This is a genomic window from Agrobacterium sp. CNPSo 2736, from assembly GCF_004005385.1.
Classification (GTDB): Bacteria; Pseudomonadota; Alphaproteobacteria; order Rhizobiales; family Rhizobiaceae; genus Agrobacterium; species Agrobacterium leguminum.
The window spans coordinates 22880-40560 of record NZ_RZTX01000004.1; the positions used below are offsets into that span (position 1 = coordinate 22880).

General features: G+C 60.2%; 12 protein-coding genes. 9 read left to right on the top strand and 3 right to left on the bottom strand.

From position 1 onward, the window contains the following. Positions 1–2 precede the first annotated feature (2 nt). The 9 genes from EM858_RS08535 to trxA all read left to right on the top strand — a co-directional run bounded on the left by EM858_RS08535 (position 3) and on the right by trxA (position 14400). The gene (locus EM858_RS08535) at positions 3–404 is read left to right on the top strand and encodes a PTS sugar transporter subunit IIA (protein ID WP_003505374.1); all 402 of its coding nucleotides are present in this window, start codon (positions 3–5) and stop codon (positions 402–404) included. 11 nt (positions 405–415) lie between these two features. Next, positions 416–691, top strand: coding sequence for an HPr family phosphocarrier protein (locus EM858_RS08540; protein ID WP_003521181.1), 276 nt, complete (start codon positions 416–418; stop codon positions 689–691). Between the two features lie 128 nt (positions 692–819). Then, positions 820–2220 carry an adenosylhomocysteinase gene (gene ahcY, locus EM858_RS08545; protein WP_035264116.1) on the top strand — a complete coding sequence of 467 codons (1401 nt, stop codon included), beginning with the start codon at positions 820–822 and terminating at the stop codon, positions 2218–2220. Between the two features lie 208 nt (positions 2221–2428). After that, positions 2429–5011, top strand: coding sequence for a PAS domain-containing sensor histidine kinase (locus EM858_RS08555; RefSeq protein WP_127756432.1), 2583 nt, complete (start codon positions 2429–2431; stop codon positions 5009–5011). After that, positions 5008–6519 (top strand): tRNA (adenosine(37)-N6)-threonylcarbamoyltransferase complex ATPase subunit type 1 TsaE, encoded by a 1512-nt coding sequence (tsaE, locus tag EM858_RS08560; protein ID WP_127756433.1) that lies wholly within the window; start codon positions 5008–5010, stop codon positions 6517–6519. Before EM858_RS08555 ends, tsaE begins: the two co-directional genes overlap by 4 nt. Before the next feature lie 16 nt (positions 6520–6535). Continuing rightward, positions 6536–7273: a nucleotidyltransferase family protein gene (locus EM858_RS08565; protein ID WP_127756434.1), complete on the top strand. Its 738-nt coding sequence runs from the start codon at positions 6536–6538 to the stop codon at positions 7271–7273. Further along, a complete protein-coding gene (gene addB / locus EM858_RS08570; RefSeq protein ID WP_127756435.1) occupies positions 7270–10455 on the top strand; it encodes a double-strand break repair protein AddB in 3186 nt (1061 codons plus the stop codon). Before EM858_RS08565 ends, addB begins: the two co-directional genes overlap by 4 nt. Continuing rightward, complete coding sequence (addA, locus tag EM858_RS08575; RefSeq protein WP_127756436.1) at positions 10445–14002, top strand: double-strand break repair helicase AddA; 3558 nt, start codon at positions 10445–10447, stop codon at positions 14000–14002. Before addB ends, addA begins: the two co-directional genes overlap by 11 nt. A 77-nt stretch (positions 14003–14079) precedes the next feature. Continuing rightward, entirely contained in the window at positions 14080–14400 is a 321-nt protein-coding gene (gene trxA / locus EM858_RS08580; protein ID WP_003505361.1) for a thioredoxin, read from the top strand. A 47-nt stretch (positions 14401–14447) separates the two neighbouring features. On the opposite strand, the gene EM858_RS08585 is transcribed toward trxA, so the two are convergent. The 3 genes from EM858_RS08585 to trpA form a co-directional block, all read right to left on the bottom strand. Next, positions 14448–15827: a folylpolyglutamate synthase/dihydrofolate synthase family protein gene (locus EM858_RS08585; protein WP_020810581.1), complete on the bottom strand. Its 1380-nt coding sequence runs from the start codon at positions 15825–15827 to the stop codon at positions 14448–14450. An 86-nt stretch (positions 15828–15913) separates the two neighbouring features. Next, positions 15914–16810 (bottom strand): acetyl-CoA carboxylase, carboxyltransferase subunit beta, encoded by an 897-nt coding sequence (gene accD / locus EM858_RS08590; protein WP_127756437.1) that lies wholly within the window; start codon positions 16808–16810, stop codon positions 15914–15916. A gap of 27 nt (positions 16811–16837) precedes the next feature. After that, a complete protein-coding gene (gene trpA / locus EM858_RS08595) occupies positions 16838–17677 on the bottom strand; it encodes a tryptophan synthase subunit alpha (protein ID WP_003521171.1) in 840 nt (279 codons plus the stop codon). Positions 17678–17681 lie beyond the last annotated feature (4 nt).

The following is a 17681-nucleotide window of genomic DNA, read 5'->3' on the forward strand; positions in this document are numbered from 1 at the left end:
TCATGATCGGACTAGTGCTTGTCACCCATGGCAAGCTGGCTGAGGAGTTTCGCCATGCGTTGGAGCATGTCGTCGGTCCCCAGAAATTGATCGAGACGGTCTGTATCGGTCCCGAAGACGACATGGATCAGCGCCGGCAGGATATCATCGACGCCGTTGCACGCGCCAATGACGGCAATGGCGTGATCATCCTGACGGACATGTTCGGCGGCACGCCTTCCAATCTCGCGATTTCCGTCATGAATAACGGCAATGTCGAAGTCATCGCAGGGGTCAATCTTCCCATGCTGATCAAGCTTGCCGGTGTTCGCAGCGAAGATAATATGGACAAGGCCCTTCAGGATGCATCCGATGCCGGCCGCAAATATATCAACGTCGCCAGCCGCGTTTTAAGCGGCAAGTGAGAAGTCAGCCCATGTCGCCATTCTCCCGGGAACTACCGATCATCAACAAACGCGGTCTTCACGCCCGAGCTTCTGCTAAATTCGTGCAGATGGTCGAAGGTTTTGACGCGACGATCACGGTTTCCAAGGATGGCATGACCGTTGGCGGCACCTCCATCATGGGCCTGATGATGCTGGCGGCAAGCCCCGGCTGCAGCGTTTATGTCGAGGCAAGCGGCAATCAGGCGAAAGAAGCGCTGGAAGCACTGGAGGCGCTTGTCGCCGACCGCTTCGGCGAAGAAGCCTGAGCCGGCACCATATAAAGACATAAAGACTTCTTTATATCATCATTGCCAGATCGTTCGTGGCCTGCTAAACCGCTGCTACGTTTACGAGCCGGGCCGCAAGGCGCGGCGTTTCTGATCTGGAGAACTTCATGAGCCTTGAGAAGGACTACATCGTCGCCGATATCAACCTTGCCGCATTCGGCCGCAAGGAACTGGACATCGCCGAAACCGAAATGCCGGGCCTGATGTCCTGCCGCAAGGAATTCGGCGAAAGCAAGCCGCTGAAGGGCGCACGTATCACCGGTTCGCTTCACATGACGATCCAGACCGGCGTTCTCATCGAGACGCTGAAGGAACTCGGCGCGGACATCCGCTGGGCCTCCTGCAACATCTTCTCGACGCAGGATCATGCGGCGGCCGCCATTGCTGCAGCCGGCATCCCGGTATTCGCCGTCAAGGGTGAAACCCTGACGGAATATTGGGAATACACCGACAGGATCTTCCAGTGGGCCGATGGCGGCCTCTCTAACATGATCCTCGACGATGGCGGCGACGCCACCATGTACATCCTGCTCGGCGCACGCGCCGAAGCCGGTGAGGACGTTCTTTCCAACCCCGGTTCGGAAGAAGAGGAAATTCTCTTCGCGCAGATCAACAAGCGCCTGAAGGCTTCGCCCGGCTGGTTCACCAAGCAGCGCGACGCACTGAAGGGCGTCACGGAAGAAACGACGACCGGCGTTCACCGTCTTTACGATCTCAGCAAAAAGGGCCTGCTGCCCTTCCCGGCGATCAACGTCAATGACAGCGTCACCAAGTCGAAGTTCGACAACAAATACGGCTGCAAGGAATCGCTGGTGGACGGCATTCGCCGCGCAACCGACGTGATGATGGCCGGCAAGGTTGCCGTGGTCTGCGGTTACGGCGATGTGGGCAAGGGTTCTGCCGCTTCGCTTCAGGGCGCCGGCGCCCGCGTGAAGGTCACCGAAATCGATCCGATCTGCGCGCTTCAGGCCGCCATGGACGGTTTCGAGGTTGTTCGCCTGGAAGACGTCGTCTCTTCCGCCGATATCTTCATCACCACCACCGGCAACAAGGACGTGATCCGCATCGAGCATATGCGCGAGATGAAGGACATGGCCATCGTTGGCAATATCGGCCACTTCGACAACGAGATTCAGGTCGCATCGCTGCGTAACCTGAAGTGGACGAACATCAAGCCACAGGTCGACATGATCGAGTTCCCGAAGGGCAACCGCATCATTCTTCTGTCCGAAGGCCGCCTGCTGAACCTCGGCAACGCCACCGGCCACCCGTCCTTCGTCATGTCTGCGTCTTTCACCAACCAGGTGCTTGGCCAGATTGAGCTCTTCACCAAGCAGGGCGAATACAAGAACGAAGTTTACGTGCTCCCGAAGCACCTCGACGAGAAGGTCGCGCGTCTTCACCTTGAGAAGCTCGGTGTGCGGCTAACTGAACTTTCTGATCTGCAGGCAGATTATATCGGCATCTCCAAGGAAGGCCCGTTCAAGGCGGAACACTACAGATATTAATTTCATAGTTAATATCCACTGAAATTACACAATATCTAGATGCCGCGCGCTTGACAAAGCGCGCGGCATCTTTTTTGCGCGCTCCCTTTTCGCAGATTTATGAAGGCGGTATTGTCATCAGACTTGATTCGGACACGCCAAAGGGCGGCGGGGACGAAATGGGATGTCTTGTCGAAGATGCGGCACATAGGACGGAGACAGACCGGGGATGTCGGTTCAAAATTCGGATCTGCGCAAGCAGACAGTTCAACGCGTTGAAAACACGCAAGCGGGCGTGGCATTGAGCGCGGCTCTCGCGCGTTGCCGGCAGGTCGTCAGTGCGGTTCGGACAGGCTTTGCGAGGCTTCCTGTCCTGATGTCGGGCACGGTTCTGGCCGGCTCCGCAAGCGTGGCGCTGGCCCAGGACGGGCTTGTGGCAAAGACCGGCGCGCGGTTGTTCTCATCCGGAGAAACCATCACTTATTCGCTTTTCGTCGGCATGCTTTCGGCAACGCTGTTTTCCGTCGTCTGGCTGGTGCGCCAGCGCGGTAATATCGAGGCGGAAAGCAGCGAATACAGACAGGCGCTTGCCCAGTCCCACCACAAGATCGCGAAATACGAAGCTTTGATTTCCGACAAGAGCCGCCGCATCGTCATCTGGGACGGCGCGGACAAGCGGCCCGAATTTTTGGGACAGCTACCGGCCGAGACGGGTGTGCCGCTGGCGGATCAGGATTTTCTGGCCTTTGGCCGATGGCTGAAACCGGCATCCGCAAGCCAGCTTGAAAAATCCATCGAAAAACTCCGCAGCCATGCCCAGAGTTTCGACCTGACCATCGAGACGCAGCGCGGCGAAGTCATTGAAGTTCAGGGCCGGGTTTCCGGGGGCAATGCCTTTGCGCGTTTCATAGCGCTCAACAATCTGCGCGCCGAACTCGCGGAATTGCAGGTGGAGCGCGAGCGCCTGATCGCTTCCGTCTCGACCTTTCAGGAACTTCTCGATTCCATCGAGCAGCCCGTCTGGCGGCGCAATGGCGAAGGTGACCTCATCTGGGTCAACCACGCCTATGCCCAGGCGGTGGATGCCCGTGACACCGAACAGGCCGTTCATGAAAAACGCGAACTGCTGAACACGGTCACCCGGCAGAAGATACGCGCGGCCGCGACGCCGGAATCGCCCTATCACGACCGTATTTCGACGGTGGTTTCCGGAAACCGCACCTTCTTTGACGTTGTCGACATCAAGACGGCGGGTGGGTCTGCCGGCATCGCCATCGATGCCACCGAGGCCGAGACCATCGGCGAGGAACTCAAGCGGGTTCTGAAGAGCCACGCCGAAACGCTCGATCATCTGGCAACGCCTGTCGCCATTTTCGACGGCCGGCAGCGGCTGCAATTCTACAATCAGGCTTTTGCGGCTCTCTGGGGTCTCGATCTCGTTTTCCTCGAATCCAGCCCTGACAATTCCGAGCTTCTGGACAGGCTGCGCACCGCCGGCAAATTGCCGGAGCAGCTGAACTGGAAGAACTGGAAGGAGACGGCGCTTTCCGTCTATCGTTCGCTGGATACCAAGACTGATCTCTGGCACCTGCCGAACGGCCAGACCCTGCGGGTTATCGCGACTGCCCATCCGCAGGGCGGCGCGACCTGGGTTTTCGAGAACCTGACCGAGCAGGTCGATCTGCAGATGCGCTACAACACGCTTGTAAAGGTGCAGGGCGAAACCATCGACCATCTGGCCGAAGGTGTGGCCGTGTTCGGCGCCGATGGGCGCATTCGCCTGTCCAACCCGGCATTCCGGGCGCTCTGGGGCGTGACCGCGGAACAGGCCGAGACCGGCACCCATATCCGCGCCATCGAAACCGCCTGCACGCAATCCTATGACCGGCCGGACGGCTGGCGCGCCTTCAGCCAGTTCATTACCAGCTTCGACGATGAGCGGCCGTCGCGGCAGGGCACGCTGGAACTGCTTTCCGGCCTCGTGCTCGACTACGCCATCATTCCGCTGCCGGACGCACAGACCATGCTGACCTTCGTCAACATGACCGACAGCGTTCGGGCCGAACGGGCACTGAAAGAAAAGAACGACGCGCTTCTGAAGGCCGACGAGCTTAAGAACGATTTCGTGCAGCATGTTTCCTACGAGCTGCGTTCGCCGCTAACGAATATCATCGGCTTCACCGATCTCCTCAAGACACCCGGCATCGGACAATTGACGGAACGGCAGGCGGAATATCTCGATCATATTTCCACCTCGTCTTCGGTGCTCCTGACCATCGTCAACGATATTCTCGATCTCGCGACCGTCGATGCCGGCATCATGCAGCTCAATTATTCGGAAAACGATCTGAACGAATTGCTCGACGATGTTTCGGTGCAGATCGCCGACCGGCTGCAGGAGAGCGGAATTTCGCTCGAAATCGTTGCACCGGCCCATCTCGGCAGTCTGGTGGCCGATCACCAGCGGCTGAAGCAGATTCTCATCAAGCTTCTGACCAATGCGATCAATTTCGCACCCGAAGGTTCCTCCGTGCAGCTTTCCTGCCAGCGCAGCGAAGGCGACTTCGTGTTCTCGGTGGCGGATAAGGGTCCGGGCATTCCCGAGGACATGTTGAAGAGCGTGTTCGACCGCTTCTCGACGCGCGGCAATGGCGGGCGGCGAACCGGTGCGGGGCTTGGTCTTTCCATCGTCGAAAGCTTCGTCAGCCTGCATCATGGCACCGTCAGCATCGACAGCCGGCCCGGCAACGGCACCATCGTCACGTGCCGCATTCCTTCCGGCACACGGCCGCATTCCATCGCCGCAGAATGAGCGAAGACATCTTGCCGATCACCATTCCCCTTGCGGGAGAAAAAGACACCATCAGGCTAGGTGAAGACCTTGCGCTGGCTTTGAAGCCCGGCGATTGTCTGGCCCTGATCGGCGATCTTGGCGCCGGCAAATCGACGCTTGCCCGCGCCTTCATCCGGGCAATGGCGGACGAGCCGGATTTCGAAGTTCCAAGCCCCACCTTCACGATCATCCAGACCTATGCCGCCCGCATTCCAGTCGCCCATCTCGATCTCTACCGGCTTTCGGATGTTTCGGAACTGGACGAACTCGGTATCGATGAGATGCTGGAGGATGGCATCTGCCTGATCGAGTGGCCGGATATAGCCGCCGAGATTCTGCCGTCGGAGCAGACCGTAACGCTCCGGCTGACGCATTCCGGCGAAGGGCGGCTCGCCTCCATCGAGGCTCCGGCAAAGCTGAAAGCACGGCTTGAACGGGTTTTCGCCATCCGCGCATTTCTCGCAAAAAATGGCAAGGGCGATGCGGCACGGCGTTTTCTGAGCGGTGACGCCTCCACTCGCGCCTATGAGACCGTTTCCACTGGCGGCCCGAACCTTATCCTTATGGATTGGCGACGGCCCATGCGAGGAGCGATTGTCGCTGACGGGAAGACCTATGCGGAAATCGCCCATCTTGCCCAGGATGCGCGTTCCTTTGTGGCGATCGGCAATTATCTGAGAAATAGCGGCTTTTGCGCGCCGGAGATTCTGGCGGCGGATACCGATCAGGGCATTCTCCTGCTGGAAGACCTCGGGCAGGAGGGGGTGCTGGCGCCTGACGGAACACCGATAGAGGACCGCTATCTGCAAAGCGTCGCCTGTCTCGCCGCCCTTCATCAGGCCCCGCGGCCCCGGCTGCTGCCAGTGGGTGACGGCAGCGCCTATGAGGTTCCCCCCTTCGACCGGCAGGCGATGAAGATCGAGGTTTCGCTGCTGGCGGAGTGGTATCTGCCGCATAAACGCGGTAAATCGCTCACCGATAGCGAAAAGAGCGACTATTACGCTCTATGGGACACGCTGATCGACCAGCTCGCCGACTGCGAAACGGGGCTCGTGCTGCGCGATTTCCATTCGCCCAACCTTATATGGCAGTCGCAAAACAGCGGCATCCGGCAGGTCGGCCTGATCGATTATCAGGACGCGATGATCGGCCCGAGCGCTTACGATCTTGCCTCCATCGTGCAGGACGCCCGTGTCACCATCTCACCCGAATTGCAGGCGCGCCTGCTTTCGCACTATCTTGACAGCAGGAGAAGCGCGCCCTCTTTCGATGAGGCGTCCTTCCTCAAGGCTTTCGCCATCATGTCGGCGCAGCGCAACTGCAAGCTCGCCGGTATCTGGGTGAGGCTGTTGGAACGGGATGGAAAACCCGGTTATATGAAACATATGCCGAGGACGTTCCGCTATCTCAGTGCAGCGCTTTCGCATCCGGAACTCGCACCGCTCAAAGACTGGTGCCTGCGCATGGGCATGGAATTCGACGACTGAAAGACGGTTGACCACGATGACGATTAAAAATGCGATGGTGCTGGCCGCCGGGCTTGGCACGCGGATGCGCCCGATCACGGATACGATCCCGAAGCCGCTCGTCCAGATCGCAGGCAAGCCGATGATCGACTATGCGCTCGACGCCCTTGTCGAAGCCGGTGCGGAAACCATTGTCGTTAATGTTCATCACCACGCGGAACAGATGGTCGCCCATCTTGAGCAGCGCACCGACGCCGAAATCCTGATTTCCGACGAGCGGTCGCAACTGATGAATTCCGGCGGCGGTCTCGCCAAGGGCCTGAAGCTTCTGGAACCCGGCCCGGTCTTCGTCATGAACGCCGATCTCTTCTGGATTGGCGAGCAGCTGAATGCGGTCAGCAACCTGCGCAAGCTTGCGCAATTCTTCGACCCGACCCGAATGGACATGGCGCTGCTCTGCGTCGACATGGACCGCACCACCGGGCACAATGGCAAGCGGGATTTCAACCTCTCCGCCGATGGAAAACTGGCGCGGTATCGCGATGGCGATCCGAACCCCGTGGTTTATGCCGGAGCCATCGCCATGGATTCCCGACTGCTGGACGATGCGCCGGCGGATGCCTTCAACCTCAATATCTATTTCGACCGCGCCATTGAAAGAGACCGGCTTTTCGGGCTTTCTCTGGATGGCCACTGGATCACCGTCGGCACGCCGGATGCGATAGAAGATGCTGAAAGCATCATCCGCCAATTCAGGGAAAAACGCTCTGCATGACGCTCACCCACCACGCAAAGCGCGTTCTGACGATCGCTGCGGGAACACCGTTCCTCAAGACGCTCGCGGAAACGCTGTGCGACGGGACACTGACAGCCGGCTATAAATACGACCCAGCCGATCCGCTGTCACTTGCCAAGGTGACGATCTATGTGCCGACGCGGCGCTCCGCACGCGTGCTGCGCTCCGAATTCGTCGATCTTCTGGGCGGCCGGTCCGCCATTCTGCCGCTGATCCGGCCGCTCGGCGAAACGGATGACGACAGCGGCTTTTTCGAGATCGAAAATCCCGAAATCATGGATCTGGCGCCGCCGATTTCCGGCACCGGCCGGCTGATCGAACTGGCGCGTCTCATTCTCGCCTGGCGCAACAGCCTGCCGGACGCCATACGGGCAATTCACTCGGATTCGCCGCTTGTCGCCCCCGCCAGCCCCGCAGACGCCATTTGGCTGGCGCGTGCGCTTGGCGAGGTGATCGATGCCATGGATACGGAAGAAAAGGACTGGGAAGCGCTTCAGCATCTCGATACTGGCGATCATGCGCAATGGTGGCAGCTGACGGCGGATTTCCTGCGGATCGCCAGCGTCTTCTGGCCGGCGCGGCTTGCCGAACTTAACCGTTCCTCGGCCGGCCGGCATCGCAACGCCATCCTGCGGGCGGAAGCGAACCGGCTTGCCAATTTGCCGGATACGGGACCGATCATCGTCGCCGGGTCGACGGGTTCCATTCCTGCCGCAGCCGATCTCATCGCCGCCGTTGCGGCACTGCCCCAAGGTACCGTCGTACTTCCGGGTCTAGACCTTGCCATGCCGGAGGAACAATGGGAGGCAATCGCCGAGGACCCTACCGATCCTTCGAGCCGCACCCACTCGCAATATGGGCTTTATATGCTGCTGCAGAAGCTCGGCATACTGCGCGACGACGTGGTTCAGATCGGCGCCATCGATGGCGACCTGGAAAAGCGCGCAGCCGTGTTTTCGGCCGCACTCGCACCGGCCAAATCCACCAGCGACTGGAATCGCTGGCGTCAGGACAGGGAACCCGGCTTTTTCGATGACGCCTTCGCAACGGCCACGCTGATAGAAGCCGCCAATGAGCGCGAGGAAGCGACCGCCATCGCGGTGGCTTTGCGGCTGGCGCTTGAAGCGCCCGGCGCTGGACGTCCGTCTCAGGCGGCGCTGATAACACCAGATCGCGGACTGGCGCGACGCGTGGCGACGGAACTCCAGCGCTTCGGCATCGAAGCCGACGACTCGGCCGGTACGCCGCTTTCCGCCACCCCGCAAGCCGGGCTGACGCAACTGGCGCTGGAAGCCATTCTGAGGCCCGGCGACCCGGTGCCGATTATCTCCCTTCTGAAACATCCGCTCAGCCGTTTCGGCCTTTCCAATGAAGCTTTCGCGAAAGCCTCCAAAGCGCTGGAGCTGATCGCGCTGCGCGGCGGCCGTGTGGAGACCGAAATCGGCAATCTGGAAACGGTTCTGGAGGCGCAGCTTCTGGCGCAGCGCGATGACCGGCACCCGCCGGCCTGGCGGCTGGCGCTGCCTGAGGCAAGCGCGGAGGCCGCGCGCGATCTGGCACGGAGGATTGCCGTTGCGACCGAGCCGCTCGGTTCCGCCTTTGTCCGCAGAGATCGGTCCGGCCGCGCCTTCACCGATAAATTGCCGCTGTCCGTTTGGGCGGAGCGGACGGGCCGCGTGATCGAAGCCATCTGCGCGGATGAAAACAGCGATCTTGCCGCGCTCTGGTCCGGTGAAGCGGGAGACAAGCTTTCCGAACTGTTCGGCGAGCTGATGGAAAGCGGCGAAATCCTCGATGCGGATGGACCGCAATGGATCGATATTTTTGCGGCCCTGGTAGCCGGTGAATCGATCAAGCCAAGATCGATGCGTCATCCGCGCATTTTCATCTTCGGCGCGCTTGAGGCGCGGCTGCAAAGTGTCGATACCGTCGTTATCGGTGGCCTTAATGAAGGACTTTGGCCGGGCCAGACGGCGAATAATCCGTTCCTTTCCCGCACCATGAAGACCGCCATTGGCCTCGAACCGCCGGAACGGCGCATCGGCCAGCTGGCGCATGATTTCGAGATGGCAAATGGCACCCGGCAGATTTTTTACACCCGCGCGCTGAGGCAGGGCTCAACGCCCGCTGTCGCCTCACGCTGGCTGCAGCGTCTTCTGGCGCTGGGCGGCGAGGGTTTTGCCGATAGACTCAGGAAGCGCGGCGAGACCTATCGCCATTGGGCGGGATTGATGGATGAAAGCATCGATCAGGAAGCGGCAAAGCGCCCTGCCCCGAAACCGCCAGCCGCGTTGCAGCCGACGCGCTATTCCTTCAGCGAAGTGGGCCGCCTGCGCCGCGACCCATATTCGATCTATGCGCGACGCATCCTGAAGCTGGACCCGCTCGACCCCTTCAATCGCGATCCGAACGCCGCCGATCGCGGCACGCTCTATCACGCGATCATCGAGCGCTATTCCCGTGAGGGACATATTCCCGGCACACCGGCCTCGCTTTCGGCCATACAGCGCATTCTGGACGAATGTTTCGATGCGGAAAACCTGCCTCCCCATGTGGATGTCATCTGGCGGCCGCGTTTTGCAGCGGTAGCACGCGCCTTTATCGACTGGGAGAAAGAACGTCATCCATCCATTCGCCACAGCTTCTACGAGGCTCGCGCCGGGCAGGAAATCGTCGAGGCGGGCATAAGGCTGACGGGGATCGCCGACCGCATCGACATCAAGACAAACGGTCAGGCGGATATTATCGACTACAAGACGGGGCTTGCGCCTTCCGTCAATCAGGCGCGCGCTCTGCTCGATCCGCAGCTTGCGCTGGAGGCGGCCGCACTGATGCGCGGCGCCTTCCGCGAAGCCGGTTCGCCCACACCGGAAAACCTGATCTACGTTCGCCTGCGGCCGGGCGAGCGTTTTTTTGCCGATCAGGTCAATAACGAACATTCCAGCCGAAGCGGCAAAAGACCGCCTAAATCGGCGATTGAACTCGCGACGGAATCGATCGAACAGCTCACGAAATTCGTTCATTCCCTGCGCAATGGCGAAAACGGTTTCGCCTCCCGCCTCGTGCCGGAAGAGCAGCAATCCTATGGCGGGGAATATGATCACCTCGCCCGCGTTTCGGAATGGTCGACGGCAGAACCGGGAGATGGCGATGACGATTGATCCCTTCGACGCCGGCCCCGCCGCCGATACGCCTGAAAGCTGGATCGACTGGACCAGCGCCCGGCAGCGGCTTGCCTCCGATCCCGCCAGTTCCGCATGGGTGTCGGCCAATGCCGGCTCAGGCAAGACCCATGTTCTGACCCAGCGCGTCATCCGCCTCCTTCTGGCCGGGTGCCGACCCTCGGCCATCCTCTGCCTCACCTATACCAAGGCCGCGGCGTCCGAGATGTCCAGCCGTGTCTTTGACCGTCTGGCGGAATGGGCTACTTTGCCGGATTCCGACCTCAAGGACCGCATCGCCGCCATCGAAGGCAAGGCGCCGGATCGCATCAAGCTTGCCGAAGCGCGCAGGCTGTTTGCCAAGGCACTGGAAACGCCCGGCGGGTTGAAAATCCAGACGATCCACGCCTTCTGCGAGGCGTTGCTGCATCAGTTCCCCTTGGAAGCCAATGTCGCCGGCCATTTCTCCGTTCTTGACGACCGCGCCGCAACCACGCTGCTCGCCGAAGCACGCCGTTCGCTTCTGACGGCGGTTTCGATGGAGCGGGACGCGGAGCTCGCGCAATCGCTCGCTTACGTGCTCGATCTGGCGGACGAAAGCGGTTTGGAATCGCTACTTTCCGCCATCATCGCCAATCGCAGCGCCCTTCGCGCCTTTCTTCTGGACGCCAAACAGTCAGGCGGCATCGATCCGCGGTTGCGGCAGGCGATGCAGATCGCAGATGGGGAAACCGAAGAAACCGCGGCGGCAGCCTTCTGGCCTCTGCCCGGCCTTTCAGGCCTTGCGCTCGATACGTATCTCACCCTAGCCGACGAGGTGGGTGGAACACGCGTCATCGAAGTCGCTTATGCGCTCCGGGAGGCAAAACGACAGTCGGACCCCGTGCGACGGATGGAATTCATCGAAGCGGCGCTGCTGACAGCCAAAGGCGAAAGGAAATCGGATGCCTATGTCATCAACAAGGGCATGCAGAAATCCGCCCCCGAACTTCTCGATGCGCTGACACTGGCGCGGGACCATGTCGTTTCCTGCCGCAACCGTTATCGTCTGGTGCGGATGCTGGCGGCGACAAAATGCGCCCTTGTTCTGGCCGAAAGGCTGATCGGCGATTTCGAAGACCTGAAGAAACAGCGAAGCCAGCTCGATTTCGAAGACCTGATCGAGCGCGCGGCCAACCTTCTCAGCCGCGATACGGCGGGCGCCTGGGTGCACTACAAGCTGGATCAGGGCATCGACCATATTCTCGTTGACGAGGCGCAGGATACCAGCCCGGTGCAATGGTCGATCATCCAGTCGCTGGCGGCGGATTTCTTCACCGGCGAGAGCGCCCGCCTGGGGCGGCGCACGCTGTTTGCCGTGGGCGATGAAAAACAGTCGATCTATTCATTCCAGGGCGCGCGGCCGGAACGGTTTTCGCAGGAGCGCGAAGAAACCAAAAAGCGCGTCGATTCCGTCGAGCAGGCCTTTCACCGCATCCGGCTGCCGCTTTCTTTCCGGTCCACGGAGGACGTTCTGGCCGCCGTCGATCAGGTCTTTTCCGACCCGAATAACGCCAGCGGTCTCAGTGCCGATAACGAACCAGTAGAACACCGATCCAACCGCGCCGGCCATCCCGGCACCGTGGAGGTTTGGGACATGGTGGCGCCGGAAACCGCAGAAGACGAAGAGGATTGGACAGCGCCCTTCGATGCCTTGCGTGAAAGTGCGCCGGCCACCATCGTCGCCCGACGGATCGCCGCGCGCATCGCCGATATGATCGGAAGCGAGACCATCATCGAAAAGGGCGTCGAGCGCGCCGTGGAGCCCGGCGATATTCTGGTTCTCGTCAGAAAACGCCATGCCTTTGTCAACGCGCTGACCCGGGAGCTGAAACGACGCAAGAACATCCCCGTTGCCGGCGCCGACCGCCTTCGCCTGACCGACCACATTGCCGTGCAGGATCTTCTGGCGCTCGGACATTTCGTTGTCCTGCCCGAAGACGATCTTTCGCTCGCCGCATTGTTGAAGAGCCCGCTCTTCAACCTGACCGAAGATGACGTTTTCAACATCGCCGCCATGCGATCGGAAACGGAGAGCGTCTGGAAACGGCTGCAGATCCTTTCGCAGGAAGAGAACAGCCATCTTTCCACCGTTACCGCCAGGCTGGAAGGTTTCATCGCGCTTTCTAAGACGGCCACCGTGCATGATTTCTTTGCAGCGGTGCTGACCCTGCATGACGGGCGCAAGAAATTCCTCGGCCGGCTTGGCAACGAGGCGAGCGACGTTCTCGATGAATTCCTGTCATTCGCGCTGGACCACGAAAGAACCGGTCTGCCCGGCCTTCAGGCCTTTCTCTCCGTTCTGGAAACCGATTCACCGGAAGTGAAACGCGAGCAGGACAAGGACCGTGGCGAAGTGCGCATCATGACCGTGCACGCCTCCAAGGGCCTGGAAGCGCCGGTGGTGTTCGTCGTCGACGGCGGTTCGAAGGCCTTCAATCACAGCCATGTGCCGAAACTGCGCTTTGTTGAAGCCGGTGACGACGCTTTCCCGGTCTGGCTGCCCGGCAGCGGCTTTTCAAACCACCTCATTCGCTCGGACGAAGAACGGCTGAAGACGGCAGCCGAAGACGAATATCGACGGCTGCTTTATGTGGCGATGACGCGCGCCGCCGATCACCTCGTCGTCTGCGGTTATCGCGGTCAGAAGGAAAATCCCGAATGCTGGCATGCCATCGTCAAGGCGGCGCTTGCCAACAATGAAGACCATTGCAAGCCGCAGCTTTTCACGGCCGATGGCGAGGAATGGCAGGGGCTTGTCTGGCGTAAATCCGAGGCTCGCGTGACGTCTCTCCCGCAAAAACTGCCGGAGAAGCAGCAGGACGAAGAATATGCTCTTCCGGCCGGGCTGCTTGCTCCACTGCCTGCCCTGCCCTCCTTGCCAAGGCCGCTCAGCCCCTCCGGTGCAGGCACGATCATCGATGACGGTGCGGATGACCTTGCCGTGCGTTCGCCGCTTTTCGGCGAGAAATCCGATGTTTCTTCGCTGGCGCTACAGCGCGGCCGGCTTGTGCATCGCATGTTGCAGGCGCTGCCGGATTTTGCCGAGACGGAGCGGGAAGAGGCTGCCCGCCGCTATGCGGAGCGAGCGGCCCGTTTCTGGCCTACGGCCGAACGTGAGCATTTGATCCGGGCGGTTTTGCGGGTCATCTCCGAACCGGCGGTGCAACCGGCCTTTTCCGCCAACAGCCGCGCGGAAATCTCCATCATGGGCACGATGACGATCGGCCGGCAGCACTATGCCGTCTCCGGCCGCGTCGACCGGCTGGCGGTGGATGGTGATCGCGTTATTCTGGTCGACTACAAGACGAACCGGGTTCCGCCGCGCACGGCACGCGAGATACCTTTCTCCCACACCGCGCAGCTTGCCATCTATCGCGAAATTCTTGCACCGCTCTATCCCGGCAAGGAATTTGTCTGCGCGCTGATCTATACGGAAAATGCCGCTTTTGTGCGGGTTGACGATGATGCAATGACGCAGGCTCTTGCCGCAATAAAGACAAAGTGAGATACCGGGGCATTGAAATTCCGACGCGCCCGCATCACATCGATAGCGGAAAAGTTTAGCTGAAAGGAGAGCCAGATATGGCTACCGTAAAAGTCGATGCCGCCAACTTCCAGTCCGAAGTCCTCGAATCCGCCGAACCCGTCGTGGTGGATTTCTGGGCCGAATGGTGCGGCCCGTGCAAGATGATCGCACCGAGCCTTGAGGAAATTTCGTCCGAGCTGGCCGGTAAGGTCAAGGTCGCGAAGCTCAACATCGACGAAAACCCGGAACTGGCTGCCCAGTTCGGCGTGCGCTCCATCCCGACGCTCGCCATGTTCAAGGGCGGCGAAGTGGCCGACATCAAGGTTGGCGCTGCTCCCAAGACAGCGCTTTCCGCCTGGATTTCCGGCGCCGCGTAAGCGACACCAATGGAATGAAAAAAGCCCGGCATCGCTGCCGGGCTTTTTTATTGGGGAACCGTGCCGTTCAGGGCAAGCGCGTTGCCGGCAAGATAAAGCGAACCGCCGATCAGGATGCGCGGCGCCGGCCCTTCAGGGTCGAAGCGGCGCGACAGCTCTTCCAAGGCATGAGTCAGAGACGATGTCGGCGCTGCCACCAGACCGGCATCGAAGGCCGCATGAGCAAGCACGACGGGATCGATCGCCGCATCCGTGCCGCCAATCGGCACGGTGAAGACATATTCGGCAATATCGGCGAAGGCCTTGAAATAGCCCACCGGATCCTTGGTATTGATCATGCCTGCAATGATGAACAGCGGGCGGGGTGTTTTTTCCTCAAAGCCGGCCATGGCTTCGGCGATGACTTCGCCCGCGCCGGGGTTATGACCGCCATCGATCCAGATTTCCGAATCCTTCGGGGCCATTTCAGCGATTTTGCCGGTCAGGATGCGCTGCAGACGGCCGGGCCATTCCACAGAGGTCATGGCTTTTTCGATCATCCGTTCCGTCACCTCGAAACCGGCGGCCTTGACGGCGCGGATCGCGGCAGCGGCATTGGCAAGCTGATGGCGGCCGGGAAGACGCGGCAGCGGCGCATCGGCCAGGCCGAACTCATCCTGATAGACCATACGGCCGAATTCTTCATGGGCGGAAAAATCCTGCCCATAGACCGATACCGGGCAACCGAGCCGCTCCGCCGTGGCGACGAGCGTTTCGAGCGCCGCATCATATTCCTGATGGCCTATGACGACGGGGGAACCCTTTTTCATGATTCCCGCCTTTTCCGCCGCGATCAACTCAACGCGGTCACCGAGATAAGCCTCGTGATCGAGCGAAATCGGCATAATGATAGAGACAGCGGGGTTGTTGATCACATTGGTCGCATCGAAACGCCCACCAAGACCCACTTCGACGATAGCTGCGTCAGCCGGATGTTCCGAAAAAAGAAGGAACATAACTGCAGTCAGAATCTCGAAGACGGTAATCTTTTGGCCTTCGTTGGCAACTTCAATACGGCGCAGAGCATCCGCGAAGACAGCATCATCGACAAAGCGCCCCCTCTCACCGGCCACACCGATGCGATAGCGTTCATGCCAATTGACGAGATGTGGCTTGGTATGCACGTGCACGGGAAGTCCGGCTGCTTCCAGCAAGGCCCGACAAAAGGCGCTGACCGAGCCTTTGCCGTTGGTGCCGGCGACATGGATGACGGGCGGCATTCTATTTTGAGGATTGCCGAGTTTCTCAAGGAGCCGGGAAATTCTATCGAGCGAAAGATCGAACCCCTTGGGGTGGAGCTGCATCAGCTCTTCGATGATCTTCTCGGCCTCACCGATCGCGGGCTTCGTCATGTCTTCCGTTCGCCTTTCAGGCGTTTTGCTTGCCATTTGTCCGCCGCACCAAAGATGAAATCATGCAACGTATAGCATCATCCCGAAGGCAGTTTATGCCTCCGGGCGACATATTTTTTTCCTCAGGCCGAAGCGGCCAGCGGGATGACCGCATTTGCGTTGTCAGCAGGCGCCTTGGTCATGATCTTGAGCAGATTGGCCAGCGTGTCGGGAATTTCGCGGCGGTCGATCACCATGTCCACCATGCCGTGTTCCAGCAGATATTCCGAGGTCTGGAAGCCTTCGGGAAGCTTTTCGCGAATGGTCTGCTCGATCACGCGCTTGCCTGCGAAGCAAATCTCGGCGCCCGGCTCGGCGATATGCACATCGCCCAGCATGGCGTAGGAGGCAGTGACGCCGCCGGTCGTCGGGTTCGTCAGAACCACGATATAGGGCATGCCGGCTTCTTTCAGCATGTTCACGGCAACCGTGGTGCGCGGCAGCTGCATCAGCGAAAGAATGCCTTCCTGCATACGCGCGCCGCCCGAGGCCGGGAACATCACGAGCGGGCAACGCTCGGAAATGGCACGCTCAAAGGCCTTGACGATGGCTTCGCCGGCGGCAATGCCGAGCGATCCGCCCATGAACTGGAATTCATGCACGACGGCGACGATCTTCAGGCCTTTCAGGAGGCCGACACCGGCAAGGATCGTGTCTTCCTGCTCGGTCTTCGTGCGGCTGTCGCGCAGACGGTCGGTGTATTTTTTGGAATCGCGGAACTTCAAGGGGTCCTGCGCCACCTTCGGCTGCGGCAGTGCCTCATAGACGCCGCCATCGAAAAGATCGGCAAGGCGCGCCTTGGCCGGCATCTTCATATGGTAGCCGGAAGCCGGGATGACCCACTTGTTGTCTTCCAGATCCTTGTGGAAGACCATCTCGCCCGTTTCCGGGCACTTGATCCACAGGTTCTCCGGAACCTCCGGGCGGCGGCCGAGCATGGAATTGATCCGCGGCCGAACGTAATTGGTGATCCAGTTCAACTGTCTACTCCTGACTGGGCCGCGCGCTTATTCCGCAGCGGCAAGGCGCGACGCACGCACGCCCGTTGAAAGTCCTTTTACCAGCGTCGTAACGGCCGGCACGGTATCGGCGGTCGCCTGCCCGTCCCTGGTCAGGCTACCCGCAATCTGGTTGACGATGGCCGAACCGACCACAACGCCATCCGCAACGGCACCGATCGCTTTTGCATGATCGGCCGTCTTGACGCCAAAACCGACACAGACCGGCAGTTCCGTATGCGCCTTGATACGACCGACAGCGCCCGAGATCAACGAGGGATCGGGAAGTGCTGAACCGGTGATACCGTTCATCGAGACGTAATAAACGAAACCTGAGGTATTTTTAAGGACGGCAGGCAGGCGCTTGCCATCTGTCGTTGGCGTCGCCAGACGGATGAAGTTGATGCCGCGCGCGAGTGCGGGGATGCAGAGCTCATCGTCCATTTCCGGCGGCAGATCGACAACGATCAGGCCATCGATGCCGGCCGCGATTGCGTCGTCCAGAAACTTTTCGACGCCGTAGATATAGATCGGATTGTAATAGCCCATCATCACGATCGGCGTTGCATCGTCTTGCTTGCGAAACTCGCGGGCGAGATCGAGCGTCGTCTTCAGCGTCTGGCCGCCCTTCAGCGCGCGCTGGCCGGCCAGCTGAATGGCCGGACCATCCGCCATCGGGTCGGAAAAGGGCATGCCGAGTTCGATGACGTCGGCGCCTGCTTCCGGCAGGGCCTTCATGATACCGAGCGAGGTTTCGAAATCCGGGTCGCCGCCCATGAAATAGGTAATCAGGGCCGGGCGATTTTCAGCGCGCAGATCGGCGAAGCGCTTGTCCATACGTGCAGTCATGATC